The sequence below is a fragment of the Arthrobacter sp. CAN_C5 genome (assembly GCF_017875735.1).
Taxonomy (GTDB): Bacteria; Actinomycetota; Actinomycetes; order Actinomycetales; family Micrococcaceae; genus Arthrobacter_D.
On record NZ_JAGGMZ010000001.1, the window covers coordinates 678,556 to 705,286 of the forward strand.

The 26,731-nt window shown below is 64.3% G+C and carries 28 protein-coding genes; 18 read left to right on the forward strand and 10 right to left on the reverse strand.

The features are described from left to right. Positions 1-30: 30 nt before the first annotated feature. On the reverse strand, positions 31-681 hold the full coding sequence (locus H4V95_RS03240) for a GNAT family N-acetyltransferase (protein ID WP_196865393.1): 651 nt from the start codon (positions 679-681) through the stop codon (positions 31-33). Positions 682-779: 98 nt separating this feature from the next. Between H4V95_RS03240 and H4V95_RS03245 the strand changes: the two genes are divergently transcribed. From H4V95_RS03245 to proC, 6 genes are all read left to right on the forward strand, one after another. Further along, positions 780-1,706, forward strand: a complete 927-nt coding sequence (locus H4V95_RS03245; protein WP_209728742.1) for a rhodanese-related sulfurtransferase — start codon at positions 780-782, stop codon at positions 1,704-1,706. After that, positions 1,703-3,316 (forward strand): class I SAM-dependent methyltransferase, encoded by a 1,614-nt coding sequence (locus tag H4V95_RS03250; protein WP_209728744.1) that lies wholly within the window; start codon positions 1,703-1,705, stop codon positions 3,314-3,316. Before H4V95_RS03245 ends, H4V95_RS03250 begins: the two co-directional genes overlap by 4 nt. Before the next feature lie 234 nt (positions 3,317-3,550). Next, a complete protein-coding gene (topA, locus tag H4V95_RS03255; RefSeq protein WP_209728746.1) occupies positions 3,551-6,313 on the forward strand; it encodes a type I DNA topoisomerase in 2,763 nt (920 codons plus the stop codon). 99 nt (positions 6,314-6,412) lie between these two features. Beyond that, complete coding sequence (locus H4V95_RS03260) at positions 6,413-7,435, forward strand: Ppx/GppA phosphatase family protein (RefSeq protein WP_209728748.1); 1,023 nt, start codon at positions 6,413-6,415, stop codon at positions 7,433-7,435. Next, positions 7,432-8,247 carry a sugar phosphate isomerase/epimerase gene (locus tag H4V95_RS03265; protein WP_312883931.1) on the forward strand — a complete coding sequence of 272 codons (816 nt, stop codon included), beginning with the start codon at positions 7,432-7,434 and terminating at the stop codon, positions 8,245-8,247. Before H4V95_RS03260 ends, H4V95_RS03265 begins: the two co-directional genes overlap by 4 nt. Before the next feature lie 295 nt (positions 8,248-8,542). After that, positions 8,543-9,388 (forward strand): pyrroline-5-carboxylate reductase, encoded by an 846-nt coding sequence (proC, locus tag H4V95_RS03270; protein WP_209728750.1) that lies wholly within the window; start codon positions 8,543-8,545, stop codon positions 9,386-9,388. Between the two features lie 30 nt (positions 9,389-9,418). On the opposite strand, the gene H4V95_RS03275 is transcribed toward proC, so the two are convergent. Next, positions 9,419-10,087 (reverse strand): TrkA family potassium uptake protein, encoded by a 669-nt coding sequence (locus H4V95_RS03275; RefSeq protein ID WP_171585775.1) that lies wholly within the window; start codon positions 10,085-10,087, stop codon positions 9,419-9,421. Then, positions 10,080-11,492 carry a TrkH family potassium uptake protein gene (locus H4V95_RS03280; RefSeq protein WP_245345552.1) on the reverse strand — a complete coding sequence of 471 codons (1,413 nt, stop codon included), beginning with the start codon at positions 11,490-11,492 and terminating at the stop codon, positions 10,080-10,082. Before H4V95_RS03280 ends, H4V95_RS03275 begins: the two co-directional genes overlap by 8 nt. A 129-nt stretch (positions 11,493-11,621) precedes the next feature. Between H4V95_RS03280 and H4V95_RS03285 the strand changes: the two genes are divergently transcribed. From H4V95_RS03285 to H4V95_RS03300, 4 genes are all read left to right on the forward strand, one after another. Beyond that, positions 11,622-12,821 (forward strand): acetoin utilization protein AcuC, encoded by a 1,200-nt coding sequence (locus H4V95_RS03285; RefSeq protein ID WP_196865386.1) that lies wholly within the window; start codon positions 11,622-11,624, stop codon positions 12,819-12,821. A 33-nt stretch (positions 12,822-12,854) separates the two neighbouring features. Next, the gene (locus H4V95_RS03290) at positions 12,855-13,304 is read left to right on the forward strand and encodes a helix-turn-helix transcriptional regulator (RefSeq protein WP_196865385.1); all 450 of its coding nucleotides are present in this window, start codon (positions 12,855-12,857) and stop codon (positions 13,302-13,304) included. 185 nt (positions 13,305-13,489) lie between these two features. Next, on the forward strand, positions 13,490-13,702 hold the full coding sequence (locus tag H4V95_RS03295; protein ID WP_196865598.1) for a helix-turn-helix domain-containing protein: 213 nt from the start codon (positions 13,490-13,492) through the stop codon (positions 13,700-13,702). A gap of 220 nt (positions 13,703-13,922) precedes the next feature. Then, entirely contained in the window at positions 13,923-14,021 is a 99-nt protein-coding gene (locus H4V95_RS03300) for a 30S ribosomal protein bS22 (protein WP_003792170.1), read from the forward strand. Between the two features lie 64 nt (positions 14,022-14,085). Here H4V95_RS03300 and H4V95_RS03305 read toward each other — a convergent pair whose 3' ends face one another. Further along, on the reverse strand, positions 14,086-14,910 hold the full coding sequence (locus H4V95_RS03305) for an HAD family phosphatase (RefSeq protein WP_245345553.1): 825 nt from the start codon (positions 14,908-14,910) through the stop codon (positions 14,086-14,088). Positions 14,911-14,986: 76 nt separating this feature from the next. Between H4V95_RS03305 and H4V95_RS03310 the strand changes: the two genes are divergently transcribed. Together H4V95_RS03310 and H4V95_RS03315 are read left to right on the forward strand one after the other, a co-directional pair. Next, a complete protein-coding gene (locus tag H4V95_RS03310; RefSeq protein ID WP_209728752.1) occupies positions 14,987-15,268 on the forward strand; it encodes a glutaredoxin family protein in 282 nt (93 codons plus the stop codon). Between the two features lie 172 nt (positions 15,269-15,440). Further along, the gene (locus tag H4V95_RS03315) at positions 15,441-16,121 is read left to right on the forward strand and encodes a redox-sensing transcriptional repressor Rex (protein ID WP_196865596.1); all 681 of its coding nucleotides are present in this window, start codon (positions 15,441-15,443) and stop codon (positions 16,119-16,121) included. 79 nt (positions 16,122-16,200) lie between these two features. Here the strand turns inward: H4V95_RS03315 and H4V95_RS03320 are convergent, their stop codons facing one another. After that, positions 16,201-16,839 carry a hypothetical protein gene (locus tag H4V95_RS03320; protein ID WP_196865383.1) on the reverse strand — a complete coding sequence of 213 codons (639 nt, stop codon included), beginning with the start codon at positions 16,837-16,839 and terminating at the stop codon, positions 16,201-16,203. A gap of 162 nt (positions 16,840-17,001) precedes the next feature. After that, on the reverse strand, positions 17,002-17,550 hold the full coding sequence (locus H4V95_RS03325; RefSeq protein ID WP_196865382.1) for a YceI family protein: 549 nt from the start codon (positions 17,548-17,550) through the stop codon (positions 17,002-17,004). Between the two features lie 185 nt (positions 17,551-17,735). On the opposite strand from H4V95_RS03325, the gene H4V95_RS03330 reads away from it, so the two are divergent. From H4V95_RS03330 to ccsB, 5 genes are all read left to right on the forward strand, one after another. Then, positions 17,736-18,413 carry a histidine phosphatase family protein gene (locus H4V95_RS03330; protein ID WP_209728755.1) on the forward strand — a complete coding sequence of 226 codons (678 nt, stop codon included), beginning with the start codon at positions 17,736-17,738 and terminating at the stop codon, positions 18,411-18,413. A gap of 37 nt (positions 18,414-18,450) precedes the next feature. After that, positions 18,451-19,065 (forward strand): TlpA disulfide reductase family protein, encoded by a 615-nt coding sequence (locus tag H4V95_RS03335; protein WP_209728757.1) that lies wholly within the window; start codon positions 18,451-18,453, stop codon positions 19,063-19,065. A gap of 100 nt (positions 19,066-19,165) precedes the next feature. Beyond that, complete coding sequence (locus tag H4V95_RS03340) at positions 19,166-19,879, forward strand: cytochrome c biogenesis CcdA family protein (protein ID WP_209731260.1); 714 nt, start codon at positions 19,166-19,168, stop codon at positions 19,877-19,879. Between the two features lie 32 nt (positions 19,880-19,911). Beyond that, positions 19,912-21,606, forward strand: coding sequence for a cytochrome c biogenesis protein ResB (locus H4V95_RS03345; protein ID WP_245345554.1), 1,695 nt, complete (start codon positions 19,912-19,914; stop codon positions 21,604-21,606). 9 nt (positions 21,607-21,615) lie between these two features. After that, the gene (gene ccsB / locus H4V95_RS03350; RefSeq protein ID WP_209728759.1) at positions 21,616-22,641 is read left to right on the forward strand and encodes a c-type cytochrome biogenesis protein CcsB; all 1,026 of its coding nucleotides are present in this window, start codon (positions 21,616-21,618) and stop codon (positions 22,639-22,641) included. A 162-nt stretch (positions 22,642-22,803) separates the two neighbouring features. On the opposite strand, the gene H4V95_RS03355 is transcribed toward ccsB, so the two are convergent. Continuing rightward, positions 22,804-23,217 (reverse strand): PLD nuclease N-terminal domain-containing protein, encoded by a 414-nt coding sequence (locus H4V95_RS03355; RefSeq protein ID WP_196865378.1) that lies wholly within the window; start codon positions 23,215-23,217, stop codon positions 22,804-22,806. A 30-nt stretch (positions 23,218-23,247) separates the two neighbouring features. Between H4V95_RS03355 and H4V95_RS03360 the strand changes: the two genes are divergently transcribed. After that, entirely contained in the window at positions 23,248-23,544 is a 297-nt protein-coding gene (locus H4V95_RS03360) for a DUF4229 domain-containing protein (protein ID WP_209728761.1), read from the forward strand. A gap of 27 nt (positions 23,545-23,571) precedes the next feature. Here H4V95_RS03360 and H4V95_RS03365 read toward each other — a convergent pair whose 3' ends face one another. From H4V95_RS03365 to H4V95_RS03375, 3 genes are read right to left on the reverse strand one after another with little or no spacing between them, the layout of a single operon-like run. Then, on the reverse strand, positions 23,572-24,459 hold the full coding sequence (locus tag H4V95_RS03365) for a 1,4-dihydroxy-2-naphthoate polyprenyltransferase (protein ID WP_209728763.1): 888 nt from the start codon (positions 24,457-24,459) through the stop codon (positions 23,572-23,574). Between the two features lie 30 nt (positions 24,460-24,489). After that, a complete protein-coding gene (locus H4V95_RS03370; protein ID WP_209728765.1) occupies positions 24,490-25,623 on the reverse strand; it encodes an AMP-binding protein in 1,134 nt (377 codons plus the stop codon). A gap of 6 nt (positions 25,624-25,629) precedes the next feature. Continuing rightward, entirely contained in the window at positions 25,630-26,580 is a 951-nt protein-coding gene (locus H4V95_RS03375) for a 1,4-dihydroxy-2-naphthoyl-CoA synthase (RefSeq protein ID WP_196865374.1), read from the reverse strand. Between the last annotated feature and the right edge of the window lie 151 nt (positions 26,581-26,731).

Consider the following 26,731-nt stretch of genomic DNA (forward strand, 5'->3'; position numbering starts at 1 on the left):
GCGCGGGTCCGCTCCGCCCGGGCGGAGCGATCAGGCGCGAATCACAAACACGTCGGCCAGATGGGTCCAGCCCAGGAACTGGTACAGCTGCTGGCCATCTGCTGAGGCCATCAGTAGCCCGTCCTGCACGTCATCCTCGAGGACCGCCGAGGTGAGCGCCCGCATGACGAAGCTGCCGAGCCCCCGTCGCCGGTACGCCTCGTTGGTGATGATGCGGTCGTAGACCGCGAACTCCTGTTCGACGGCGACCGAGCCGCGGGCGGCTTCCTCACCATTGGCTGTCACCATCACCCGCCGACACGATGGTTCACGCAGGTGGGTCAGGGAGAACACCTCGTCCGGCACCCGTGGCTCCTCCACATCCTGGCCGTCCATATTGACGGTCATCAGTGCCTGACGGTTGTCGATCACGCGCAGCCCGAGGGGACGCAGCGTCGTCAACAGATCATTCATTCTGGTGGTGACCACTGTCAGGAGACGGTTCGGATCGGCCTTCGTTTCGGTGGCGAGCGCCAGCGCCTCCTCATCGGATGGTTCATAGACGAAGTGTTCGAGCTGGTTACCGGTGTCGGTCAGCAAAACGGACACCGTCCGGCCATCGTCATGCGGTTGATAACCCCGGCAGGCGGACCAACCGGAAATCCACGTTTTCATCAAATCTTCAGAGAGGGTTGCGCTCATGCAATGACCATAGTTTGTACGAGAGATATTGAACATAGAATTACCCGGCCGTAGCGCATTTGAGACCTGCCATGACAGGGGCCGTTATGCTTAAATGCGTGTCCATGAACCGCATTGTGCTCTATTACGCCTTCACCCCGTTGCCCGATCCGGAAGCCGTCCGCCTGTGGCAGCGCGCCCTCTGCGAGAAGCTCGGGCTGCGGGGACGCATCCTGCTGTCAAAAGACGGTATCAACGGCACAGTGGGCGGTGAGCTCAACGCGATGAAACAGTATGTGAAAGCCACCCGCGAATACCCGGCTTTCAAGAAGATGGACATCAAATGGTCGGATGGTGGCGCGAACGACTTCCCACGCCTCAGCGTAAAGGTCAGGGACGAGATCGTGTCCTTCGGTGCCCCGAACGAACTCAAAGTCAACGACTCGGGGGTGGTAGGAGGCGGTACCCACCTCAAGCCGGCTGACCTGCACCGGCTGGTGGACTCGAAGAAGGCCAACGGGGAGGAAGTCGTCTTCTTCGACGGCCGCAACGCCCTCGAGGCGCAGATCGGGCGGTTCAGGAACGCCATTGTGCCCAACGTGGCCACGACCCAGGACTTCGTCAACGAACTGGACTCCGGCCGGTATGACGACCTCAAGGACAAACCCGTGGTCACCTACTGCACCGGGGGGATCCGCTGCGAGGTGCTGTCCAGCCTGATGATCAACCGTGGTTTCACCGAGGTGTACCAGCTGGACGGCGGGATTGTGCGGTACGGCGAGGAATACGGTGACTCAGGCCTGTGGGAAGGGTCGCTGTACGTGTTCGACAAACGCATGCACGTCGAGTTTTCCAAGGACGCGAAGACCATCGGCAAGTGTGTCCGCTGCGAAACACCCACCAACAAGTTCGAGAACTGTTCCAACCTTGCCTGCCGGAACCTCACGCTCTACTGCGCCGACTGCGCGGCCTCTCCTTCGACCCTGCGCTGCCCGCAGGGCTGCGAATCCGACGAGTCCGAGGCCACCGCAGCGGGTGCCGCGTGACCCCTCCGGACTTCACGGCCGACGTCCCCGACGCACCGGCCAGCAACGACCAGGCGCTGCTCAGGCAGCTGGCCGCTGACCTTCTGGCATTGAACTACACGGTCGACGGCGTCGCTGACCTGGTCGGCATCGAGGCCTGGCAGGCGTTGGAGAAGGACCAGCTCATCCCGGCGCTGCTCGCCTGCCAGCACTCGGAGACCACCGGTGGCCAGCTGGCAGTCCCTGTCCTGCTCTGGATGCTCGGCGAGCGGGTATCGGACGAACAACTGGGTAAAGCCTTCCCCCGCACGGAACCGGCCGGACTGCACCGCCTGGGACTGGCTGAGCCGTCTGACGAAGACGAATGGCATGCAGCTCTCGACCTTCGGCCCTATACCTCGGACACGAGCGGGGACCTGTGGGTTGCCAGCGACCTCGGGCAGCACCAGCGGCCTGGCGTCCTCCGACGCGATCATGTCCTCGGAATCGGTCAAGCCTCGTTGAACCTCGCCCAACTGACCATCCGGCCGACCGTCGACCGTGCCCTGGACCTGGGCACCGGCTGCGGAATCCAGACCTTTCACCTTCTTGATCACGCACGGCACGTCACCGCCACCGACATCTCGGCACGAGCTCTCGCTTTCACCCGGTTCAACCTGCTCCTGAACGCTGAGGGTCTCCACCTCGACCCCACGGATCTCGGCGCCCGGGTCACCCTCAGGCAGGGCAGCCTGCTCGATCCCGTGGCGGGGGAGACCTTCGACCTGATCGTCTCCAACCCACCATTTGTCATTACCCCGCGCCTGCCCGGTGAAACCGCCGACAACCAGTTCACCTACCGCGACGGCGGTCTGCCGGGAGACGACATTGTCTCCACCCTGGTCAGGGACCTCCCGGGGCTACTCACCGATGGTGGAACCGCCCAGCTTCTGGGCAACTGGGAGATCACGTCCGGCGGCGGCGCATGGTACGAGCGGATTGAGTCCTGGATTCCGGCCGGAGTGGACGGCTGGGTAATCCAGCGGGAACAGCTCACGCCGTCGGGATATGCCCTGACCTGGCTGCGGGACGCCGCAGAAACCCGCGACCCACACCGGTTTGCTGACCGCTATTCCGCGTATCTCGCTGACTTCGCCACCCGGGACGTTCAATCCATCGGTTTCGGCTCGGTAGTGCTCCGGGCGCACTCACCGCGCAGCGTCGGCCAGGCGGTGACCGCACCGCTGCGCCGGTTCGAGGAGATCACCCACCCCCTGGAGCAACCCATCGGCCCCCACATCGGTGCTGCCCTGCGGCGGCAGGACTGGTCGACGGCGCACGCCGAGGACCTCGCCGAACAGCACCTGATGGTGGCTGATGATGTTACCGAGGAACGGCACCAGCGCCCCGGCGCGGAACATCCCGGCGTGATCCTGCTGCGGCAGGGTGCCGGATTCCGGCGCACCAACCTCCTCAGCACGGAACTGGCTGGTTTTGTCTCCGCTTGCGACGGCGAGCTCTCCGCCGGTCAGATCACGATGGCACTCGGTGCCCTCCTCGGCCAGGACGACGCGGCCTTCCGGGACGCGCTTCTCGCCGAGGTGCGGGAAATCCTCCTCGACGGCTTCCTCATCCCGGCCGACGATCAATAGGGTCAGGATGCGTCCGTCCAGGGCCTGCGGTGGCCACCCCCGCGGGGCTTCCGGCGACGAGAGGTTGTACACAGTTATTGCGCTTTTGTGACCACCCCTACACAGGAGCCGTTACCCTATTGCAAGAAGGCATACCGCATACTGTGAAGGGTATGGGGCCAGAGAACCAGTGGCGTCCCGTCACGAACCACGCTGAATCACCACCAAAATCAGCGACCTATATATAGGAGAGAAGTGCCCACTAAGGCAACGGACAAGAAGCCCGGCCGCAAGCTCGTCATCGTTGAGTCACCCGCGAAGAGCAAGACCATTGCGGGTTATCTTGGCGAGGGCTTTGAGGTCACGGCGTCCATGGGGCACATCCGGGATCTTCCCCAGCCCTCCGACCTTCCCGCTGAGTTGAAGAAGACCAGTGTAGGCAAGTTCGCGGTGGATGTGGACAATGACTTCGAGCCCTACTACGTGGTGTCCGCCAACAAGAAAAAAACCGTTGCGGAACTCAAGGCAGCACTCAAAGGCGCCGAAGCCCTCTATCTCGCAACTGACGGTGACCGTGAAGGTGAAGCGATTGCCTGGCACCTGCTGGAGGTCCTCAAGCCCAAGGTTCCCGTGTACCGGCTGACCTTCCCCGAAATCACCAAGGAAGCCATCCAGCGAGCGCTGCTGGAAATGCGTGAACTCGACACCCCCATGGTCGATGCCCAGGAGACCCGTCGCATCCTGGACCGCCTGTACGGGTACGAAATCTCCCCCGTGCTCTGGCGCAAGGTTGCCCGCGGTCTCTCCGCCGGCAGGGTACAGTCCGTCGCCACCCGGCTCGTGGTGGAACGCGAACGTGAGCGGATGGCGTTCCGCGCCGCCTCCTACTGGGATTTGACCGGAACATTCTCACCGTTGAGTGGTGGGGAGCGGCAATCGTTCGGCGCCAAACTGGTCAGCCTCGACGGTGCACGCGTGGCCACCGGCAAGGACTTCACCGACCTGGGTGAGCTGAAGTCGTCGACAGTGGCACGGCTCGACGCGGAGACCGCCGAATCCTTGGCGACCGAACTCCAGACTTCAGAGTTTGCGGTCCGCTCAGTGGACACCAAGCCCTACACCCGCCGCCCGGCGGCGCCGTTCACGACGTCGACCCTGCAGCAGGAAGCGGCGCGGAAGCTCCGCTTCTCCTCCCGGGTGACCATGCAGGTGGCGCAGCGGCTGTACGAAAACGGCTACATCACCTACATGCGAACCGACTCGCCAGCCCTGTCGGACCAGGCAGTCAACGCTGCCCGCCGCCAGGCGTCCGAACTGTACGGCGCCGAATATGTACCGGACGCCCGCCGGGTATACAAGGGCAAGTCGAAGAACGCGCAGGAGGCCCACGAGGCCATCCGTCCGGCGGGGGACTCCTTCCGCACCCCCGCCCAGGTGGCGGGGCAGCTCCGTGGCGACGAGTTCCGGCTGTACGAGCTCATCTGGAAGCGCACCGTCGCATCCCAGATGGCGGACGCCAAGGGGTCGACGGCGACCCTCCGGCTGGGAGCGCTGGCGACCGGACCGGACGGCAAGACGCGCGACGCTGAGTTCTCGGCTTCCGGAACCGTGATCACCTTCCGCGGCTTCATGGCCGCCTACGAGGAGGGCAAGGACGCCAGCCGCAACGAACAGGACACGGCCGACGACGGTGGGCAGGGAGCACGGCTCCCGAACCTCACGGCGGGGGACAAGTTGGGCGCCGAGGAAGTCACCGCGGTCGGACACGAAACCTCGCCGCCGCCGCGCTACACCGAAGCGTCCCTCGTCAAGGTGCTGGAGGAGCTCGGCATCGGCCGTCCCTCCACCTACGCCGCGACCATTTCGACCATCATGGACCGCGGGTATGTGCGCACCCGGGGCCAGGCCCTGGTCCCCAGCTGGATTGCCTTCTCGGTGGTCCGGTTGCTGGAGGAGCATTTCCACGATTACGTCGACTACGACTTCACCGCCGAACTGGAAGAGGATCTGGACCGCATTGCCCGCGGCGAGGCCGGCCGGGTCGACTGGCTGAACCACTTCTACTACGGGGACCGCAAGGTCACCGGGCTGCACACCATCGTGAACGACCTGGGCGAAATCGATGCACGCAAGATCAACTCCATCGAGATCGCCGAGGGCATTACCCTGCGGGTCGGCAAGTTCGGCCCCTACCTGGAGAAGCCGCTCGACCCTGACGCCGAGGAAGGCACCGAGCCGCAACGCGCGAATGTTCCGGAGGACCTCGCCCCCGATGAGCTGACCGTCGAGAAGGCCATCGAGTTGATGAACTCGTCCGGCACCGAAGAACGCGTTCTCGGGGAGGATCCCGAGACGGGGCGCTCGATCGTGGCTCGCGACGGCCGGTACGGACCCTATGTGATCGAACTGATCCCGGAGGTCACCGAGGAGGAACTGGCCAAACAGCCGGTCGAGTACTACAAGAACGGCAAGCCGAAGCCGCCCAAGAAGCCGGTGAAGGAAAAGCCGCGGACAGGGTCCCTGTTTGCTTCGATGTCCCTGGAGACGGTTACGCTCGAGGATGCCCTGAAGCTGATGAACCTTCCCCGGGTCCTCGGAACCGACGAGGACAAGGAGATCACTGTCCAGAACGGGCGATTCGGTCCCTACCTGAAGAAGGGGACCGATTCGCGATCCATCGGGTCGGAAGAGGAAATCTTCACCATCACCCTCGAGCAGGCACTGGAGATCTACTCGCAGCCGAAGCAGCGTGGGGGACGGGTGGCTGCCCCGCCGCTCGCCGAGTTTGGCGATGACCCGGTCTCCGAGAAGCCGGTAGTGGTCAAGGACGGTCGCTTCGGCCCGTACATCACCGATGGCGTCACCAACATCACCGTTCCGCGGTCGATGGCCATCGAGGAGCTGACCCGTGAGATGGCGCTGGACCTGCTTGCAGAGAAGCGCGCTAAGGGGCCGGCGCCGAAGAAGAAGACGGCCAGCCGTGCCCCCGCCAAGCGTAAGGTTGCTGCGCGGAAGTAGGGGTTTGGTGGCGTGCGCCACTGGGTAGGTCTGGATCAGTCACAGGATGTCGTGGGGGCGCGTCGTCAACGAAAGTAGCTAACGAGACATAATGGAACCATGCGTCTAGGCGTCCTCGATATCGGGTCAAATACCGTGCACCTGCTCCTGGTTGATGCACATGCCGGGGCGCGACCGGTGCCCTTCGCATCCCACAAGCGTTCACTCCAGTTGGTGGCGCACCTGGACGCCGACGGCGCCATCACCGATCAGGGTCAGGTCGAGCTGATCAGTTTTGTCCGGGAGGCCAGGAAATTTGCCGATCGGCACGGAGCTGAGGACTTCCTCGCGTTCTGCACCTCAGCGATCCGGGAGTCGGCGAACGGCGCCGCAGTGCTGCAGCGGGTCAAAGAGGAGACGGCCGTAGCGCTTCAGGAGCTCAGTGGAGACCAGGAGGCGGCCATGACGTTCCAGGCCGTCCGTCGCTGGTACGGCTGGAGCGCCGGTTCAATTCTCAACCTTGACATCGGTGGTGGCTCCTTCGAAATGGCCATGGGAGCCGACGAGCTGCCCGAGGTCGCTATCTCAGTGCCCCTGGGAGCCGGGCGGCTCACCCGGGACTGGCTGGCCGAGGACCCGCCGAGTGCGAAGAGCGTCAAGGACGTCCGGAGGTACATCCGCGGCACCATGAAGGAAGCGGCTACCGAGTTCGCCGCCCTCGGTGAACCACATCTGGTGGCGGGGACATCGAAAACGTTTCGTTCGCTGGCCAGGCTGGCCGGGGCTGCGCCGTCGGCGGCGGGGCCGTTTGTGGGCAGGGAACTCCGCCTTGAGGACCTGTCCCTGTGGACCAAGCGGTTGGCAGCCATGTCCGTGAAGGACCGGGTCAACCTTGACGGTGTTTCTGAGGCCCGGGCGGCGCAGGTGCTGGCGGGTGCGTTGGTGGCCGAGGCAGCCCTCAAGGCGTTCAGGGTGGACAGCATCAAGATCTGCCCGTGGGCGCTGCGGGAAGGGTTACTGCTCCGAAGGTTCGACACCCTGATGTTCGAAGCCCAGGAACCGATGCCTGCTGTCGGCGTGGGTCACGTGCAACTCAACTCTGCCCTCCAAGACACCCCGTGGGCAGGGCGCGCGGCGCTGTGAGCGGGGAGTCTGCACCGGAGCGGAACGGGGTGCGGATCGCTCTCTCCAGCGCGTCCGTCTACCCCCTCGCGGTGCATGAGGCTTTTGCGGTCTCCCGGAGCCTGGGATACGACGGCGTGGAGGTAATGGTCACCAACAATCATGTGAGCCAGAACCCGGACATGCTCAGTGCTCTCAGCCGGCAGTACGACCAGCCGATTGTGGCGATCCATGCGCCGACTCTCCTGCTCACCCAGCAGGTGTGGGGCAAAGCGTGGACCAAGGTGGAAATGTCCGCTGCGATGGCTGTGGAGGTGGGCGCCGACACGGTGGTGGTGCACCCCCCATTTCGATGGCAAAGCGGCTACGCGGAGAATTTCGCGGAGGGAGTGCTCCGCATCACCGCGGAGTACGGAGTTACGGTCGCCGTCGAGAACATGTATCCATGGCGGGTCCGCGGGCGTGAGGCGAAGGCCTACCTGCCGCACTGGAACCCGGTGCCGCAGGCCTATGACGCCGTCACCTGGGACTTTTCCCACGCGGCGATCTCCGGGATGGATTCGCTCGACGAGATGCGGACGCTGGGCGACCGGCTGTCGCATGTACACCTGACCGACGGCACGCCCAATGGAAGGGACGAGCATTTGTTGCCCGGGCAGGGCACACAACGCTGCGCCGAGTCACTGCAGTTCCTCGCTGATTCGGGATTCACCGGTGTGGTGGCGGTGGAGGTCAGTACCAGAAAAGCGAAAGGTGCCGACGAGCGGGACAAGTGGTTGGGTGAAACACTTGCTTTTGCTCGACGGCACCTGGGTCAGGCCAAGGAAGCCTGACTGATATCACTCGCACCTCAAGGAGGTGTTACCCACACTAGGACCGCTATTTGTGTGTTAGCCGTGAGGTACCTGAGTGTTGGGCTTAAAAGAAACGGTGCCGGCAAGCTGTCCAGGCAAGTGGGGGGCAAGCCTGAGTCGCTCACCGGCACCTGAGACGGATCAGACCACGAGGGTCCGATCCGTCATCACTCGCACCTTTATGAGGCAATAACGAGTGTACTGTTATTGCCTCGCGGATTACCCCGAAAAGGCTGGGATATCGCTGTGAATTTCTCCGTGGCAGGATGGATTCATGAAAAACACCCCTGAACCCACGATTTCCTTCCTCGGCTGCGGCTCCATGAACGAGGCAATTTTGCGGGGATTACTCGCCGGCGGACTCCCACCCGAGCGGGTGACAGCGACGGTTCGGGGCGCGGAACGGGCGGCAGAGCTGCGCAGCACACATGGCATTACGGTGCTCGCCACGTCGGAAGACCCGGAGGCCAACCGTGTGGCGGCCGCGGGAGCCGACGTCGTCATCATGGGTGTCAAGCCAGTGGGAACGATCGACCTCGCCCGCGAGATCGGGCCGGTACTGAAACCGACCACCACCGTCCTGAGCGTCGCCGCCGCCATCTCCCTTGCGATGCTGGAGGCTGCGCTCCCGGACGGCCAGCCGGTCATCCGATCGATGCCCAACACGCCGTCCCGGCTCGGCCGGGGGGTTCTCTCCATTTCGGCGGGAACACACGCTGATACGGCCCTGATGTCGCAGGCGCGGGAGATCCTTGGCTCGGCCGGAACGGTGGTGGATATTCCGGAGAGCCAGGTCGACGCCCTGTCAGCGGTCAGCGGCTCCGGCCCCGCATACGTGTTCTACCTCGCTGAGGCCATGGCGGCGGCCGGCGTGGAGCTGGGCCTGGATCCCGACCTGGCCAAGGTCCTGGCCACCGAGACGGTGGCCGGGGCCGGTCTGATGCTGGCGGAGCCGGGGGCCGATCCCATCGCGCTTCGGCGGGCAGTGACCAGCCCCAATGGCACCACCGAGCAGGCGATCGCCACCTTCGACCGGCTGGACCTGCCCGTGATCGTTGCCGCGGGAGCCCGGTCTGCCAGCAACCGTGCGAAGGCGATCAGCGAGGAGCTGGACAGCTGACACTGCCCCGCCCCTCCGGGTGCTCCCGGGCTAGGGGCGGGCGGCGAAGCGCTCCAAAAGGTCCACGTGGCCCGAGACAATCAGCATGTCCCGGCTGGTCACCTTCGTGTCCGGACGCGCGTAGGTGAAGTCCTCGCCCGGCGATTTCACGCCGACCACCGTGACTCCGTACTTGGACCGCACCGCTGACTCGCCGAGGGTGAACCCCTGGGTCTCCTTGGGTGGGTACATCTTCACGATCGCGAAGCCGTCGTCGAACTCGATGAAGTCCAGCATGCGTCCGCCCACCAGGTGGGCCGCCCGCACCCCGGCGTCCGCCTCGGGGTAGATGACGTGGTTGGCACCGATCCGTTTCAGGATCTTGCCATGCGCAGGGGTGATCGCCTTGACCCACAGATGGTCGATGCCCAGGTCCACCAGGTTCGCCGTGATCAGGACGCTGGACTCGATTGACGTTCCCACGCCCACGACGGCGGCGGTGAACTCCTGCGCCCCCAGCTGGCGGAGCGCGTCGATGTTGGTCGCGTCGGCTTCGACCACATGGGTGAGGACCCCCGACCATTTCTGGACGAGCTGGGTGTCGCGTTCAATTGCCAGGACCTCGCGGCCCTGCTTCACCAGTTGGTCGGCGGTGGCTGAGCCGAAGCGGCCGAGTCCGATCACCAGGACCGGTGCGTTATGTGCTGGTCTTTCAGCCAATGATTGGCCTCTCTTCGGGGTAGTGATACAGGGTACTGCGTTGCCGCAGGGCAAGCGCGGAGGCGAGCGTGATGGTTCCCATCCGGCCAGCAAACATCAGCGCGGACAGGACATACTTGCCCTCCGGTGGCAGCTCGGCGCTGAGGTTGGTGCTCAGCCCGCAGGTGGCAAACGCCGAGATCACCTCAAAGAGCACCCTGTTGAGGTCCTCCTCGGTCATCCAGAGCAGGATTCCACAGCCAACCAGCACCAGGGTTGCGCCCATGAAGATGACCGAGATGGCAACCCTCATCACACCCTCGGGGATCTTGCGGCCGTAGGCCTTGACATCCGAGTTGCCGCGGGCTTCAGCCACGATGGCAAGGAACATGACGGCGATCGTGGTCACCTTGATTCCGCCCGCGGTGGAGGCCGACCCGCCGCCGGCGAACATCAGCGCGTCGGTGAGCAGCATCGTCGCCGAGCCCATCTCCGACTGGTCCACCAGGTTGAACCCGCCGGAGCGGGTCATCACCGAGGCGAAGAGGGCATGGATCACCTTGTCACTGCCGCTAAACGCCCCGATGGTCCGGTCGTTGGACCATTCCATCGCCCCCCACGCGAGCGCACCCAAAACCAGGAGGATCACCGAAACGTTGATCGTCAGCTTGGTGTGGAGGGTCCACTTACGGACCCGGTGGCGGTACTGGATCAGGACCAGGATCACCGGGAACCCGAGGCTACCCAGGAACACTCCGAGCATGATCGGGACCAGTATGAACAGGTCTGTCTCGTAGGGAACCAGCCCGTCCGAGTGCGGCGTGAAACCCGCATTGTTGAAAGCGGAAATGGAGTAGAACACGCCGTGCCAGACGGCGAGCCAGAACGGTTCCCCCAACACCATGAACCGTGGGATCAGCATCAGGGCGAGCACGATCTCCACCACCACCGACGTGGTGATCACGATCCGCAGCAGTGTTCCCACCTCGCCAAGCCGGCTGGCGTTATTAAGGGCCGACTGCGCCAGAAGCTTGCCGCGCACGCCGAGCCGCTTGCTCACCATCAGCGCGAGCAGCGAGGCAAGGGTCAGGGTGCCCAGGCCGCCCACGAAAATGGCAATCAGGATTACCAGCTGGCCGAAGAAGGACCAGTACGCCGCAGTGGAGACCACGGTCAGCCCCACCACGCAGACCGCCGATACCGCTGTGAACATCGCATCGTGCAGGGGGGCGGCCTCGCCGCCGGCGGTCGCTATCGGCAGGCTGAGAAGGGCGGTGAAAATGAGGATAACGCTAAAGAAGATGATCAGCGCGACGCGGGCGGGTGAACTGTTCGCCACCCCGTCGACGAAATCCCGGATGCGAGCCAGCAGCCGCAGGTACACGCTCTGCTCTTCCCGCAGCCAGGACGGCTGTTGTCTTGCCATAGCGTTCGCTTTGCCCCGGTTCCGCGGTCTCGACTTCGGCTGGATTACACCAGATGTCCTCCGAGTAGTAAACCACTTTCGGGGGGCCAGCGTGTCCAGACATCCCGCACATCACGTACCCTGTCAGTGATGAGTAGCGAATCCGCGTCGTTCCCCACCAGCGTTGTCTGGGACGACTCAATGCTGGCCTACAACTTTGGCCCGACGCACCCGATGAACCCGCAGCGGCTGGCGCTCACGGCACGGCTTTCCTCTGACCTGGGGCTCTTCGACCATCAGGCCGTCACCCTCACCCCACCGTTCGTGGCCAGCGACACCGAGTTGGCGACCGTGCACGACGACGACTACATCGACGCCGTGCGGACAGCCGGAGTGGATCCCGGGCAGGCGGATCAGGCCATGGGCCTGGGCACCGCGGACAATCCTGCGTTTGTCGGCATGCACGAGGCCAGCGCGCGGCTGGTCGGGGGATCACTCGCCGCCGCCGACGCAATCGTCGCTGGGCGCGCAGTGCACGCGGTGAACTTCGGTGGCGGGATGCATCACGCCGGCCGTTCACTGGCCAGTGGCTTCTGTATCTATAACGACGCCGCCGCCGCCATCCAGCGGCTGCTCGACTCAGGGACACAACGGGTCCTCTATGTCGACGTCGACGCCCATCACGGTGACGGAACCCAGAGTATCTTCTGGAATGACCCGCGGGTGATGACCATTTCACTGCATGAGACAGGCATGTCCCTGTTCCCGGGGACCGGGTTTGCCAACGAAATCGGAGGGCCGCGGGCCGAAGGATACGCGGTCAATGTCGCGCTTCCGACGCTGGCCGGCGATGGCGCCCTCCTCCGGGCGTTCCACGCGGTGGTTCCGCCGCTCACAGAGGCATTCCAGCCCGAGGTGATCCTGAGCCAGCACGGCTGCGACAGCCATGTTGACGACCCGCTGACCAACCTCAGAATCAGTGTTGATGCCCAACGCGACCTGATGGTCAGTATCAGTGACCTGGCAGCACGGATCTGCGAGGGGCGGTGGATCGCCACCGGCGGAGGTGGCTACAACCTCACCAGCGTGGTGCCCCGCGTCTGGTCAACACTGGTCGCGGTGGCCGCCGGTGCGTCAATCGGTCCCCATACCCCGGTGCCCGAGGCCTGGCGTTCATACGTGCTCGAGCAGTACGGGGCGACCGTGCCCCTGCTGATGGGTGACGGCGCTGATACCTGGTGGCGTTCCTGGGAGGTCGGCTACGATCCGAATGATGAGCTGGACCGCACGGTGATGGCCACCCGCAAGGCAATTTTTCCGCTGCACGGGCTTGATCCGTGGTTTGACTAGCATCGACCGCATATATGCCGCTAGGGTAATGGAATGGTCATTGAGGATGTTTTCGCCGTCGTCGCCGAAGGTACCCGCCGGGAGATCCTCGGGTCGCTCCGCGCGGGGGACAAGGCGGTTGGCGAGCTGGTCGACGAGCTCGAGGTCAGCCAGCCGACAGTATCTAAGCACCTGAAGGTGTTGCGCGTTGCAGGCCTGGTGTCCATGCGGGCCCAGGGACAGCGCCGTTATTATTCACTGAACCCCGCGCCTCTGCGAGAGATAGAACTTTGGCTGGGTTCGTTCGACCTCCCGGCCCGGACGCCAGCGGAGCCTGAACTGGCCGGAGTTGCTCCCCGCCCGTCAACGGTGCTGGCGACCGCCGTTGACCCTGCCACCGATCTAGCCGGTCAGCAGGCGTTCGGGCGCACCGTGGGGAGGGCGGCCGAACGCGCTGCTGATCTCTTCGCGCAACTGCCGAAACTGCGGCGTCGACGCGACTGACACGGCGGCTCCCGCCTCGCCCTACAGGGTCCAATGGCACTTTCACTTTAGTCACATCAGCCACTAGAATATTAGGTGGCGGAATCTTCCCTTCACGTGGTGAAACGCCGTTTGGTCTGCCACAAGGCACGCCTCAGACTGCACACGTTGGGGGTGCAAGCCTCAGTTTTTAGGAGCAAGGTGTGATGGTAGAAGTGAGCAACTTCTCGGATGTGCGGTTTGTGACCGTAGCCGAGGTGGCCGACATGATGCGGGTCTCCAAAATGACCGTTTATCGCCTGATTCACGCCGGTGAAATGCCAGCAGTACGCTTCGGCCGGTCCTACCGGGTCCCGGAATCGGCGGTCGAACAGTTCGTCCGGGGCGCGGTAGTGGACGATCACTCCGAAACTGGCTAGTTGTCCTCGGGTGCCCAGGTGCCCGATGCGCACGATGTAGGCCCGGTCGGGAGAGGTCACAATTAGCGGTACCCTGTTAAGGAGCGTTTTACGCGCTGTTGGCTGTGTGCCCGCCTTGCGGGAAGGCCGATCCGCGTAGGTAGTTGCGTTATTGTCAGAATCCGGTCCTTGGCCCCACCCGGGCCGGGTCGGAAATCGAAGATCAGTTTGTGAGGACTTTATGGGTTCAGTAATTAAGAAGCGCCGCAAGCGTATGGCCAAGAAGAAGCACCGCAAGCTGCTTCGTAAGACCCGTCACCAGCGTCGCAACAAGAAGTAGTTTCAGTTTTGCTCAAGGGCCCGTCACTTCGGTGACGGGCCCTTGAGCGTTAACCGGGCGCTGCCTAGTTCCCGCGCATCCTGGTGAACCCGCGCCAGAGTCCGTAGACCGCCCCCGCGCCCGTGGCCGCCTTCAGCCCCAGGGTTGCGGCCCGGCGGCCACTGCGGAAGTCGTAGATTGGCCAGTTGTTCTCGCGGGCATGCCGCCGCAGTTTGCGGTCCGGGTTGATCGCTACCGGATGCCCCACGATGCTCAGCAGTGGAATGTCATTGAAAGAATCTGAGTATCCCCAGCACCGCCGCAGATTGAGGCCCTCCTTCTCCGCCAGGGCGCGAACTGCAACCGCCTTGGCCGGCCCGTGGAGAAACTCGCCCACGAGCTTCCCGGTGTACAGGCCATCAGCCACTTCTCCTACCGTGCCCAGCGCGCCGGTCAGACCCAGCCGGTTGGCGATCACGCTGGCCACCTCCACGGGTGTCCCGGTGACAAGCCAGACGCGTCGCCCTGACTTGAGGTGCTGTTCGGCCAGGGCGCGGGCGCCGGGCCAGATCTTGGAGGCGATCATCTCGTCGTAGACCTCTTCGCCCAGAGCCTTCACATCTTCATGGGCAATGCCGATGGCGAAGGCCAATGCCGCATCACGCACTGAATTGATGTCGGTCATGTTCTCGCCACGCATGACAAAGCGGAGTTGTTTCCACGCCAGCCCGGTAGCGAACCGGAGGGTGAATGCCCTGCGCTGATACATCTTCCGTCCCACGTGGAAAAGGCTGGCGCCGCGCATCATGGTGTTGTCGACGTCGAAGAAAGCGGCATCTCCTCCTGGGCCGGGGAGGGTGTCGGCTACCCCTGGGATCACGCGCAGGGGTCCGGTGCTGGCAACGGACATGCTCTGAGTCTAAATCACTTGAGTCTGGGCCCGGTCCGATGCCGCGCGGTGATCGGAGAGGCGGTAACTTGGTGGCATGATCCCAACACACCAGTCCGGCTCGCCAGGGAACGGGGCACCCGCACGCCGTGTGGAGCTGCTCACCCGGCCCGACTGCCATCTGTGCACCGATGCCCGGGCCGTGGTCGAGTTGGTATGCGGCGATCTAGGTATGCCCTGGCGGGAACTGTCGACGGCGGAGAGGGCGGATCTGCTCGACCAGTTTGCCGAGGAGATCCCGGTGCTGTTCATTGATGGTGTGCAGCGGGACTTCTGGAAGATTGACGAACGGCGACTTCGGTCGCTGCTGACCCCGTGACTGTTCGGTCGGCCACTGCCAGCTTTGTGCGGTCCACTCGGCACCCTACAGTGGAGTTACCCACGGCATCGGCTAGTCCGGCGTCGTGCAACCCTGCCGCCTGAGCGGCTGGTGGATAGCAACGGAGCGATGGAAAGTGACGACGCCGGAAGTACCCGAGCTGAGACTGTCGATGAGCGGCAACGCCGCACGCCAGATCCCGAGCGCCTCCCTGACGCGCCTGACCATTTACTTACGCGCCCTGAATTCCTTTCTGGCGGAAGGCACGGAACGGGTGTCTTCCGATCGCCTGGCGGAGGCCGCTGGTGTCAACTCTCCGATCCTGCGCAAGGACCTGTCCTACCTAGGCTCCTACGGCACACGGGGTGTCGGCTATGACGTGCAATATCTGAACCGGCAGATCTCGGCGGCGCTCGGCCTGACCCATGACTGGCGGGTAGCCATCCTGGGGGCGGGCAACCTGGGCCGGGCGCTCGCCGGTTACTCCGGGTTTGAGTCCCGGGGATTCGAGATTGTTTCCCTCTTTGACGCCGACCAGCTCATTGTCGGAGCGGAGGTGGGCTGGCTGCGGGTCAGCCCGGTTACCGACCTGGAGCAGGTGCTGGAACGGACCCGGGCCAACATGGCGGTCCTCGCCGTGCCGGCGGCGGTGGCGCAATCGCTATGTGACCGGTTGGTCGCGGCAGGAATCACGAGCATTCTGAGTTTCGCCCCGGTGGTGCTGCAGGTGCCAGATGGGGTTCAGCTGCGCAAGGTCGACATGGCCACTGAGCTGCAAATCCTTGCCTATCACGCACAGCGGGCGCAGGAGCCGGAGATCACAGATGGCTCCCGCGCCCGTTCGGCCCAGTAGGTCTCAGGCCCAGTAGGTTTCGGCCCAGCAGGTTTCAGGCCTGAAGGTTTCGCGCAGTCGGTTTCCCGCTCGGGCCTATCTAATACTGGCCGGGAGCGGTCTGCTTCTGGAAGTACGGCCGGGCCGGCTTCAGGAAGGTCATCGCGACGCCGGCGATCCCGAGCAGCAGCACAGCGATGTTCAGGATGGTCTGCAGCGGCCCTGGTGTGACCATCTCCTGGCCTTGCAACAGCTCACTGCCCTCAAGGATTGATGCCGACAGCAGGCCAAAGAGGTAGCTCAGCACCGAGAGAACGGCCAGCACCGCCGCGGTGATCCGCGCCCAGTTGTGACCCTTGCGGATGAAGATCGCCAGCAGGATGTAGATGCCGGTCGCGATGGCGGCGAAGACCACGGTAATCGCGGTTGCCGCGCCGGCACCGAGGCCCTCCAGCTGCGTTGACGTTGCGCTGAGGATGCTGGAGATCAGGCTGAGCGCGCCCGCAGCAATGATCAACCAGAAAGCCCGCTTCACTTCCTGGGGGGCCGGGCCCTTTTCCGTCATGGCGACCTGACTCATGTTCCCCGGGTAGTTGTAGCTGGCGGGCGGATTGCTGGGCGATCCGTACGGCGACGAAGTGTGGCCCGCCGCGTTCTGGCCTGGGGCGGACTGTCCCGCCGAGGGATCGCGCGGCATTTGATCCTGGCCGTAGTTGGGGTCGTTGGGAGGTGTGCTCATTGCCGTTTCCTCTTCACTTGAGACTGACTGGTGCAGACCCTGCGGGGTCCCAAAATCAACCCTAGCCCGGAGGGCCGAGCGTCGGCAGCATTAGACAAGAGGCAGCATGAAACAACAGTGGCTGCCCTTCCCATGGGGAAGGGCAGCCACTGAGAGGGATGCTTAGGCTGCTGGTGCTACAAACGCTGCATCGAGGTTGATGGTGACCTTGTCGCCGACCAGGACGCCGCCTGCTTCGAGCGCTGCGTTCCAGGTGAGGCCGAAGTCCTTACGGGAGATCACGGTCTTGCCGGAGAAGCCGGCGCGGGTTGCACCGAAGGGATCCACTGCAACTCCGTTGAACTCGGTCTCGAAGACTACGGGAAGGGTGGTGTCGCGGATGGTCAGGTTGCCTGAGAGCTTGTAGGTCTCGCCGGAGCCGTCGATGGAGGTCGACTCAAAGGTCATCTCGGGGAAACGCTCGACGTCGAAGAAGTCCTCGCCACGCACGTGGGCGTCGCGGTTCTCGTCGTTGGAGTTGAAGGATGCGGTCTTGATGGTCGCGGTGATCTTGGAATCGCTCAGCGAGGAGCCCACCTGCATGGCTGCATCGACGGTGTCGAAGTTGCCGCGCACCTTGCTGATGCCAGCGTGCCGCACGGTAAAGCCGACCTCGCTGTGCGAGCCATCGAGGGTCCAGGTGCCGTTGTTCAGTCCGGTGGGAATTGCCATGGTAGTTCTCCTGATCGTGGTGCCGTCTAGGTGATGCTGCTGTCGCTGCCGGGAGGCCGCTACTCAGAATAAGCATGCATTTGCATTGATTATTCCTCAAGTTACTTGAATGTTCAAATAAATGGTTCCTGAGCTACACCCGGCACGGATTTCGAGGCATGAGCGAACTCTGAGAAACTAGAGGCATGTCCCTAGCTACCGTTCACCTCGTGCGCCACGGTGAGGTCCATAATCCCGACCGCGTCCTCTATGGACGGCTGCCCGAATTTCACCTCTCCGAGTTGGGGCATGAGATGGCAGCCCGGGTTGCCGGGCATTTCGCGCAAAGCGCCGCCGAGGGTGCAAACATCGTGCGAATCGTGGCATCACCATTGACACGTGCGCAGGAAACCGCTGCTCCGATCGCTGAACGGCTTGGCCTGGAAGTGCGGACGGATGGGCGTGTGATTGAGGCGTTCAGCCGTTTCGAGGGCATGTCGCAGGTAGTCCGTCAGCTCAAGCACCCCCGCTACTGGCCGCTCCTTGCAAATCCCTTCCGGCCATCCTGGGGGGAGCCCTATCGCCAGCAGGTCGCGCGGATGAAGTCGGCCGTGGATGACGCGCGGAGGAGCGCTGTCACGCTGGCAGAAGCTGCCGGAACCTCCGGCCCGGCCGAGGCGATCGTGGTCAGCCACCAGCTGCCGATTTGGGTTTCCCGCCTGGCCGCTGAGGATCGTCGGCTCTGGCACGACCCCCGTGACCGCGAGTGCACCCTCACCTCCGTCACGTCTTTGGATTTTGATGGCGAGCGGTTGACCGGGGTGCGCTACCACGAGCCGTGCGCGGATCTGCTGCCCGGTGCGGCGAACCTGCCGGGAGCATAATAGAATTACTACACGTTGTAGAACTGTGGAAGAAGCTGTGAAGAAATCTGACCGATCTGCCGGGCGCCTGAAAAAGCTGGGTGCCGCGTTGGCCCTTGGGCTGGCTGCCTCACTCGCCCTTTCGGCGTGCGCCGCTGACGACCCCCTCGCGCAGCAAGCCGCCGTCGGGGACAACAAGAACTACATTGCTGGCGACGGATCGGTGACCGAATACGCTGCCAGTGACCGCGGTGAGCCGCTCGCCATCACCGGCACGCAGTACGACGGCACGGTAGTGGATTCTGAGGAGTGGGCCGGCCAGGTCACGGTGGTGAATTTCTGGTACGCGGCTTGTGCGCCTTGCCGCGAGGAGGCGCCCGACCTGGTGGCATTGCATGACGAATACGCGTCGGCTGGCACCGAGTTCTACGGGGTCAATATCCGCGATACGCAGCGCACAGCCGAGGCTTTCGAGCGCAGCTTTGACATTCCCTACCCAAGCCTGGACGACCAGGATGGTGGGGTACTGCTGGCAATGACCAGCTATGTGCCCCCGCAGGCGGTCCCCACCACGCTGGTGATCGACAAGGAAGGCCGTGTCTCAGCGCGGATCCTCGGGTTGGCCGACAAGAGCACGCTGGCCGCTCTCATCGACGCCGCGTTGGCCGAGTAAGACACAAGTGACTTTTCAGCTGCACCTCAATGCCGCCGTCGGGGGTTCACTTCCGACGGCTACCTCCAACGCGTTCGCCGACACCGTGCTGAACGGGTCGATGCTTCTGGCGCTCCCTGTGGCCCTGCTGGCTGGCCTGGTGTCGTTCGCCTCACCGTGCGTCCTGCCGCTCGTCCCGGGCTACCTGGGATATGTCACAGGGTTGACCGGCGTCGATCTTGAACAGCAGAAGCGCGGCCGGATGTTGACCGGGATCGCCCTCTTTGTGCTCGGGTTCTCGTTGGTCTTCATGGCGTACGGCGCCCTGTTCGGCCAGCTGGGCGCCTGGATGGTCGGGTCGGAGAGTTGGCTCATCCCGGTGCTGGGTGTGGTGGTAGTGCTCATGGGCCTGATCTTCATGGGAGGTTTTTCCTGGTTCCAGACCGAGAAGAAGCTCCACACCAAAGTACCGACCGGACTCTGGGGTGCGCCCCTGCTGGGTCTGACCTTTGGGCTGGGCTGGGCACCCTGCATCGGGCCCACCCTGTCGGCGGTGCAGCTGCTCGCCTTCTCGAACGACGACGCCAGCGCCGCGAAGGGCGCCGCCCTCACCTTCGTATATTGCCTCGGACTGGGCCTGCCGTTTCTGCTCATTGCGCTAGGGGTGCGGCGCGGCATGGGCGCCATGGCGTTCTTCCGGAAGCACCGCCTGGCCCTGCAACGGTTCGGAGGCGGGATGCTGGTGGTGGTTGGCCTGCTCATGGCAACCGGCGTCTGGACGCTCTGGATCAATGAACTGCAGAACTGGCTCGGCGGGGTGACCCTTCCCATCTAATGACTTCTGACCACTTTGAAAGGGGGCAGACAATGACCCCCGACACTCCCGACGGCGGTAAACCCGACGTCGCTCTACCGGCCCTCGGCTTCCTCGGCAGCCTGCGCTGGGGCTGGACCCAGCTCACCAGCATGCGCACCGCACTGTTTCTGCTGCTGCTCCTTGCGGTCGCAGCGGTGCCCGGATCGTTGTTCCCTCAGCGTCCAGCCAACCCGGCAGTAGTCACCCAGTACATTCAGGACAACCCGGACACCGGGCCGATCCTCGACTGGTTCCAGCTGTTCGATGTCTACTCCTCGGTCTGGTTCTCGGCGATCTACCTGCTGCTCTTCGTGTCCCTGATCGGTTGCGTCATCCCGCGGGCTCTCGCCCACGGCCGGGCCATGAAATCAAAGCCACCCCGGACACCCCGAAAGCTCTCGAGGATGCCGATCTACGGCACCCTGGTCCTTCCTGCCTCCACACAGTTCGGCGGCTCCCCGATCACTGCGGCGTCCGCTGCCGCTGACGCCGCAGCGATGCTGAAAAAGCGCGGCTACCGGGTGGACCTCCGGGATGCCGCCTCCGCGCAGCCCTCCGTCGGCGCCGAACGCGGCTTCCTCAAGGAAGTCGGCAACCTGGTATTCCACTTCTCGCTGATCGGCGTGCTGGTCTCAGTGGCAGTTGGCGGTCTTTTTGGCTACAGCGGGCAGAAAATCATCGTCGAGGGTGACAGTTTCGTCAATACGCTCGTCGGCTACGACACGTTCACCCCCGGAGCCAACTTCACCGCCGGCCAGCTGGAGCCCTACTCGTTGCGCCTCGACAATTTCGACGTGCAGTTCGACCGCCAGGAAACCCACTACGGGCAGCCCCTCGACTTCACCGCCAACGTCACCACCAAGGACGGGCCGGACGCCGACGAGGAAGAACAGGTCCTCAAGGTAAACTCGCCGCTGAGCATCGGCGGTACCGGCATCTACCTGGTGGGCAACGGTTACGCGCCGGTGGTCACCGTCCGCGACGGCAACGGCGACATCGCCATGCAGGGTCCGGTGGTGACCATCCCGCAGGACGGACTCTTCACCTCCCTTGTCGTGGTCAAGGCCCCGGACGCCGCACCAGACCAGCTGGGCTTCGTCGGATTCTTCCTTCCCACAGCCTTTGTGGGCGAGGACGGCGTAGCCTTCTCCCGTGATCCTGACCCGTTCAACCCCCAGCTGAACCTCAACTCCTACTACGGTGACCTCGGTCTCGACGACGGCGAACCGCGCAGCGTCTACGTCCTCGACACCGAGGACCTGACCGAGCTGAACAGCCGCACCAGCGATGAGGGTGGGATTGTCCTTGGCGCCGGACAGACCTACGATCTTCCCGAGGGCAAGGGCTCGATCTCCTTCGATGGGCTGGACCGCTACATCGCCGTCGACATCCGCCACGATCCCGGGCAGCTGGGCGCCCTCGTGTTCTCCTCCCTCGCGTTGGCCGGGCTGACGGCATCGCTGTTTATCGGACGGCGGCGGGTCTGGGTGCGAACCGGCACCCACGCCGATGGCCGCACCATGCTCGAGTACGGACTACTCGCGCGGGGCGAGGACCACAGGCTGACCGGTGAGGGAGCTGCGATCGAGAAGGCGCTCCGAGCGCAGTGGCTGGTGGACGAGCCCGTTGAGGAGCAAAATGGGAAGCTTGGCGCACCAGGCAGCACGAACATCGAACACGCGTCACACCAGGCAAGAAACCGGTAAGGAAAGCTAATGCCACCAATCAGCCAGACCCTGGGGGAGTTCAGTGAGCGCTTCATGCTGCTCGCTGCGCTCACCTACACGGTCGCCTTCATTGTCTTCACGCTTGACCTTGTAAAGAGCAGTAAGCGAATCCGCGCGGTGGAGGAGAATCTCGCCGCATCCCAGCAGGCCGAGCAGAAGGTGCTGGTGGGGGCGGACCGTACCGGTGGCCCCTCGGCACGTGGCGGCGCTGCCCGTCTCGAAGCTGACACCACCGCCGACGATTCGATGGATTACTCGGGCCGGCGGAAACTGGCGCGCATCGCCGTCGTCCTCACTGTCATCGCCGCTCTGATCCACGCGGCCGGGGTGATCTCCCGCGGGCTGGCAACCAACCGGGTCCCCTGGGGCAACATGTACGAGTTTTGTACCACCGGCGCCCTCGTGGTGGTGCTCGTCTTCCTCATCGCGCTGATTCGGAAGGACCTCCGGTTCCTCGGCACGTTCGTGGTCGGTCTGACCCTGGTGATGCTCTGCGCTGCGACCATCGGCTTCTTCACCCCGGCCGGCAACGTGGTTCCCGCCCTGCAGAGCTACTGGCTCATTATTCACGTCTCGGTGGCGGTAGCCGCCTCGGCGCTGTTCACCCTGACCTTTGCCATGTCAGTCCTGCAGCTCATCCAGACGAGCCGGATCCGCAAGCTTGCCGCCGGCGGTGTGGACCGCGCCCCGTTCATGCGGTTGGTTCCGTCGGCTCTGAGCCTTGAGAACCTCTCCTACCGGATCAACGCTTTCGCCTTCGTGATGTGGACCTTCACCCTGATGGCCGGCGCCATCTGGGCTGAAGAGGCCTGGGGCCGTTACTGGGGCTGGGACGTGAAGGAAGTCTGGACCTTCGTCATCTGGGTCGTCTTCGCCGGGTACCTGCACGCCCGGGCCACCCGTGGCTGGACCGGCATCCGCGCCGCCTGGCTGTGCATCATCGGGTACCTGTGCATCGTGTTCAACTTCACGATCGTGAACATCTACTTCTCGGGCCTTCACAGCTACGCCTAGCGAGGCAACCGACCAGTCAGAAAAGTGCAGCCACCCCTTACGGAGTGGCTGCACTTTTTGTCTCGGGCGGTCGGTGGGCCTCAGGTGTCACCAATCCGACAACGACGGCGCCGCAGGGAGGTCCGCCACGACGTAGCCGGGAGGTGCGTGACGGCGAAGGAATCAGGCGGTCTGGCTACCCGGTTCGGGGTCGGTTTCCCCGTCTTTCTTCTGTTGTTCCTCGCGGGCCTTCTTCTCCTGGGCTGCGCGCAGCTCCTGCTCCTTGCGCCGGATTTCCTTCTCGCGGGCCTGCTGCCGACGCTTTGCCTCAAGGTTCCGGAGGAACTGGGGATCGTCGTCGGGTGCGGTGGGATGGCGGGGAGCGGGGCGGGTGCGTCCGCGGGTGCCACTGGGCCGGGGACGACCGAAGAGGAACCACAGTCCCGCACCGAGAAGCGGTACCAGGGCAATGGTGAGGATCCACGCGGGTTTGGAGATGCTGCGCACCGAGTGCGCCTTGGTCATGATGCAGTCGATCAGAGCGTAGACGATAACGGCAACTGCAACGAGGATGAGAAACAACAACAGGCGAGGCATCTATCAATTGTAGGCGAGTAAACTTGATGAGTGCCCTTCTTCAAATTCACTGCCCTCCGCCTCGGCCTCGTCGTGGTGTTCTTCGTTATTGCCTATTGGCTCGGCCTTGGCGCCATCTTCTCGGCCGTCGCAGCAGCAATCCTTGCCTGGTGCGTGACCTACCTGTTTTTCCGCTCCCAGCGGGACGCCGCCGCAGCCTCCCTGCAACGCCGGTTCCGGGACGGAGCGCCGCCGCAGCGCAACCCTGCCGAGCTCGACGACGCCGCCGCTGAGGACGCGTACGACCCCAACGCAGCGGTGAACCCCGACCGCAAACCCAGCCCTTAGGCCCCGGGGTCCCCAGGGTAGGAAGCGTCAGGACACGATGATAGTCGTCAGGATAAGGCCGGCCCCGTAGAGGACGCTGAACCCGAGGTTGATCAGGCCGGTCTGCTTGAGCACCGGGATCAGGCTGCTACGTTGCTCACCCTTGAGTATCAACCGGCTCGGCATCAGGCAGGCCGGGACGAGTAGCAGCACCAGTAGCACCCACGGGTGGTTGAAGACCAGGAGCACCGGAAGCAGCAGCGCGACGGCAAGCATCATCACGTAGGTGATCCGCGCCGTGGTGTCACCAAGTCGGACAGCCAGGGTGATCTTCCCCGCCTCACGGTCGGTCGGGATGTCCCGGACGTTGTTGGCCATCAGGAGCGCCATCGCGATGAGGCCGGTGCTGATCGCGCCGATCCACGCCGCAGCGCTCAGCTGACCGGCTTGCGTGTAGGTGGTGCCGAGTGTCGCGACCAGCCCGAAGAAGACGAACACAAAGACATCGCCCAGACCCAGGTACCCATACGGCTTCCTGCCGCCGGTGTAGCCCCAGGCCGCCGCGATGCAGCCCACTCCCACGAGCAGCAGGAACCAGGCCTGGGACAGTACGACCAGCCCACCGCCGGCGATCATCGCGAGCGCGAAGCACGCGAAGGCTGCCCGCTTCACCTGTTCCGGCCGCGCGGCCCCGGATCCTGTGAGGCGTAGCGGGCCGACCCGGTCCGCGTCGGTGCCCCTGACGCCGTCGGAGTAATCGTTGGCGTAGTTGACGCCGATCTGCAGCAGGATGGCGACGAAGGCCGCCAGGGCAGCGTTGACGGGTTTGAAGGCCCCGAGGTCGAAGGCGGCGGCACAGCCCACGATTACCGGTGCGATAGCCATCGGGAGAGTTCGCGGGCGGGCGCCCTCAAGCCATTGTGCGGCAGTAGCCACGGTGTTGTCCTTTGTTTCGGGGCGGGAGGTCTAGGCGCCGGCGCGTTCGAGCAGGGCCAGCACGGCGAGCCGGTCGGGTTTGCCGTTGGGCAGCACCGGCAGCGATGCGAGGGTGAGGATGGTGTGCGGCGTGGCGTGCGCGCCGAGGGCAGCCTTCGTATGCCGGCGCACGTCGTCAGGGCTTACCTGGCCGACGACGGCGGCCGCCACCTCCGAGCCCCACTCGGCGCTCTCGATGCCCAGCACAAGAGCCGACTGCACCCCGGGCATCGACTCGATGGCGGAGGCGACGGCGGTGGCAGACACCTTGACGCCCCCGGTAACGATGACGTCGTCGATCCGGCCGGAGACTGACAGTTTCCCGCCGGTAAGGTCACCGGTGTCATCGGTTCTGAACCAGCGGCGGCCCGAGTTGAACCTGAACCGGTCGGCGCTGAGCTCGGGCTGTCCCAGATAGCCGTCGGCCAGGACCGGACCGCTGATCCACAGCCGGCCGTCCTCGTTGATCAGGTCAACTCCCTCCAGCGGGACGCCGTCGTAGACGCAGCCGCCGCAGGTCTCGCTCATCCCGTAGGTGAGCACCAGGTTCAGCCCCTGCCGTCGCGCTTCCTCACGGAGGCTCGCCGATGCGGGCGCGCCACCGAGGAGGATCGCGTTGAACCGGCGCAACGCTTGGAGTGTTTCCGGACGGGGATCCTGGAGCAACCGGTGCAGTTGGGTGGGTACCAGCGAGGTGAATCGAACCTTGTCGGTGAGCTCGCCAGCGGCTGCGGTGAACGATTCGGCGCTGAACGGTGCCGCCAGGTCCATGGCCCAGGGGCGGGTGCCAGCGTACAGCGATCGGACCAGGACCTGGAACCCTGCCACGTAGTGCACGGGAAGGGTGAGAAGCCACTGGCCCTCGGCCTTCAGTGCCAGGGCTGTGCCCATCGCCGAGGCGGCGAGCGCGTCGACGCTGAGCATGGTTTGCTTGGGCGTCCCGGTCGAGCCGGAGGTGCTGAGGACGGCGGCTATCTCGTCGTTGGGCAGTTCACCATCGAAGGTCTGCCCCTGATCCAGATGGGGAGCAATGGCTGGGCCTTCACCGGCGAGGGCAGCAGCCAACGGAGTGAGGAGGGCATGGGGGTCGGATCCGGGCGGGGTGTGAAGTGGGAGCAGTTCCATGGTGGCCTAGAAGTAGTAGGGGTAGGCGGACCAGTCTGGTGCCCGTTTTTCCAGGAAGGCTTCCTTGCCTTCGACCGCCTCATTGGTCATGTAGGCCATCCGGGTGGCTTCGCCAGCGAAGACCTGCTGGCCGGCGAGGCCGTCGTCGGCCAGGTTGAACGCAAACTTCAGCATCCGGATAGCCTGTGGACTCTGCCGCGCGATGTCTGCGGCGTACTGCAGCGCAGTGGTCTCCAGTTCCGCGTGGTCCACCGCCTCGTTCACGGCGCCCATGGCAACCATCTCATCCGCTGAGTATTCGCGGGCGAGGAAGAAGATCTCGCGGGCCTTCTTCTGGCCGATCTGCCGGGCCAGCAGGGCAGACCCGTAACCGGCGTCGAAACTGCCCACCGTGGCATCGGTCTGTTTGAACTTGCCGTGTTCGCGGGACGCGATCGTGAGGTCCGCCACCACGTGCAGGCTGTGCCCACCGCCGGCTGCCCACCCGTTGACGACGGCGATGACCACCTTGGGCATGGTGCGCATCAGTCGCTGCACCTCCAGGATGTGGAGCCGTCCCGCACGGGCCGGATCGACGCTTTCGCTGGTCTCGCCGTCGGCGTAGCGGTAGCCGTCGCGCCCGCGGATCCGCTGGTCACCGCCGGAGCAGAAGGAGTGACCGCCGTCCTTGGGCGACGGACCGTTTCCGGTAAGCAGCACGGTGGCCACGTCGGAGGTCATCCGGGCATGATCCATGGTCCGGTACAGCTCATCGACGGTCCCGGGGCGGAAGGCGTTGCGGACCTCGGGCCGGTTGAAGGCAATTCTCACGGTGGGGAGATCCCGCGTCTTCCCATCCACGGCCCGCTCAACCTGCCGGTGGTAGGTGATGTCCTGGAGGTCACCAAACCCGGAGACGAGTCGCCAGCGGGCAGGGTCGAAGAGGTCTGAAACCTGTGGGGGAAGGTCGATAGTCACCCATCGAGTGTAACTTCGCGGCGGGCCCTTCATGTGATCAGGTCGGTCTGCTGGGATCGGCCGGAAGAGGGAAACCACGAGGGCTGGCGGTTTTTCTTGGTGTTTGGTTAGCTGGCGCGTGAGAGCTGGCCAAGAGGGGCAGCCGACATCA

What these genes read in the sequence shown, in the direction of transcription:
- H4V95_RS03240 (WP_196865393.1), bottom strand. Translation starts at nt 681, where the DNA reads ATGAGCGCAACCCTCTCTGAAGATTTGATGAAAACGTGGATTTCCGGT.
- H4V95_RS03260 (WP_209728748.1), top strand. Translation starts at nt 6,413, where the DNA reads ATGCGTCTAGGCGTCCTCGATATCGGGTCAAATACCGTGCACCTGCTC.
- proC (WP_209728750.1), top strand. Translation starts at nt 8,543, where the DNA reads ATGAAAAACACCCCTGAACCCACGATTTCCTTCCTCGGCTGCGGCTCC.
- H4V95_RS03280 (WP_245345552.1), bottom strand. Translation starts at nt 11,492, where the DNA reads ATGGCAAGACAACAGCCGTCCTGGCTGCGGGAAGAGCAGAGCGTGTAC.
- H4V95_RS03285 (WP_196865386.1), top strand. Translation starts at nt 11,622, where the DNA reads ATGAGTAGCGAATCCGCGTCGTTCCCCACCAGCGTTGTCTGGGACGAC.
- H4V95_RS03290 (WP_196865385.1), top strand. Translation starts at nt 12,855, where the DNA reads ATGGTCATTGAGGATGTTTTCGCCGTCGTCGCCGAAGGTACCCGCCGG.
- H4V95_RS03295 (WP_196865598.1), top strand. Translation starts at nt 13,490, where the DNA reads ATGGTAGAAGTGAGCAACTTCTCGGATGTGCGGTTTGTGACCGTAGCC.
- H4V95_RS03300 (WP_003792170.1), top strand. Translation starts at nt 13,923, where the DNA reads ATGGGTTCAGTAATTAAGAAGCGCCGCAAGCGTATGGCCAAGAAGAAG.
- H4V95_RS03305 (WP_245345553.1), bottom strand. Translation starts at nt 14,910, where the DNA reads ATGTCCGTTGCCAGCACCGGACCCCTGCGCGTGATCCCAGGGGTAGCC.
- H4V95_RS03310 (WP_209728752.1), top strand. Translation starts at nt 14,987, where the DNA reads ATGATCCCAACACACCAGTCCGGCTCGCCAGGGAACGGGGCACCCGCA.
- H4V95_RS03315 (WP_196865596.1), top strand. Translation starts at nt 15,441, where the DNA reads ATGAGCGGCAACGCCGCACGCCAGATCCCGAGCGCCTCCCTGACGCGC.
- H4V95_RS03320 (WP_196865383.1), bottom strand. Translation starts at nt 16,839, where the DNA reads ATGAGCACACCTCCCAACGACCCCAACTACGGCCAGGATCAAATGCCG.
- H4V95_RS03325 (WP_196865382.1), bottom strand. Translation starts at nt 17,550, where the DNA reads ATGGCAATTCCCACCGGACTGAACAACGGCACCTGGACCCTCGATGGC.
- H4V95_RS03330 (WP_209728755.1), top strand. Translation starts at nt 17,736, where the DNA reads ATGTCCCTAGCTACCGTTCACCTCGTGCGCCACGGTGAGGTCCATAAT.
- H4V95_RS03340 (WP_209731260.1), top strand. Translation starts at nt 19,166, where the DNA reads ATGCTTCTGGCGCTCCCTGTGGCCCTGCTGGCTGGCCTGGTGTCGTTC.
- H4V95_RS03345 (WP_245345554.1), top strand. Translation starts at nt 19,912, where the DNA reads ATGACCCCCGACACTCCCGACGGCGGTAAACCCGACGTCGCTCTACCG.
- ccsB (WP_209728759.1), top strand. Translation starts at nt 21,616, where the DNA reads ATGCCACCAATCAGCCAGACCCTGGGGGAGTTCAGTGAGCGCTTCATG.
- H4V95_RS03355 (WP_196865378.1), bottom strand. Translation starts at nt 23,217, where the DNA reads ATGCCTCGCCTGTTGTTGTTTCTCATCCTCGTTGCAGTTGCCGTTATC.
- H4V95_RS03370 (WP_209728765.1), bottom strand. Translation starts at nt 25,623, where the DNA reads ATGGAACTGCTCCCACTTCACACCCCGCCCGGATCCGACCCCCATGCC.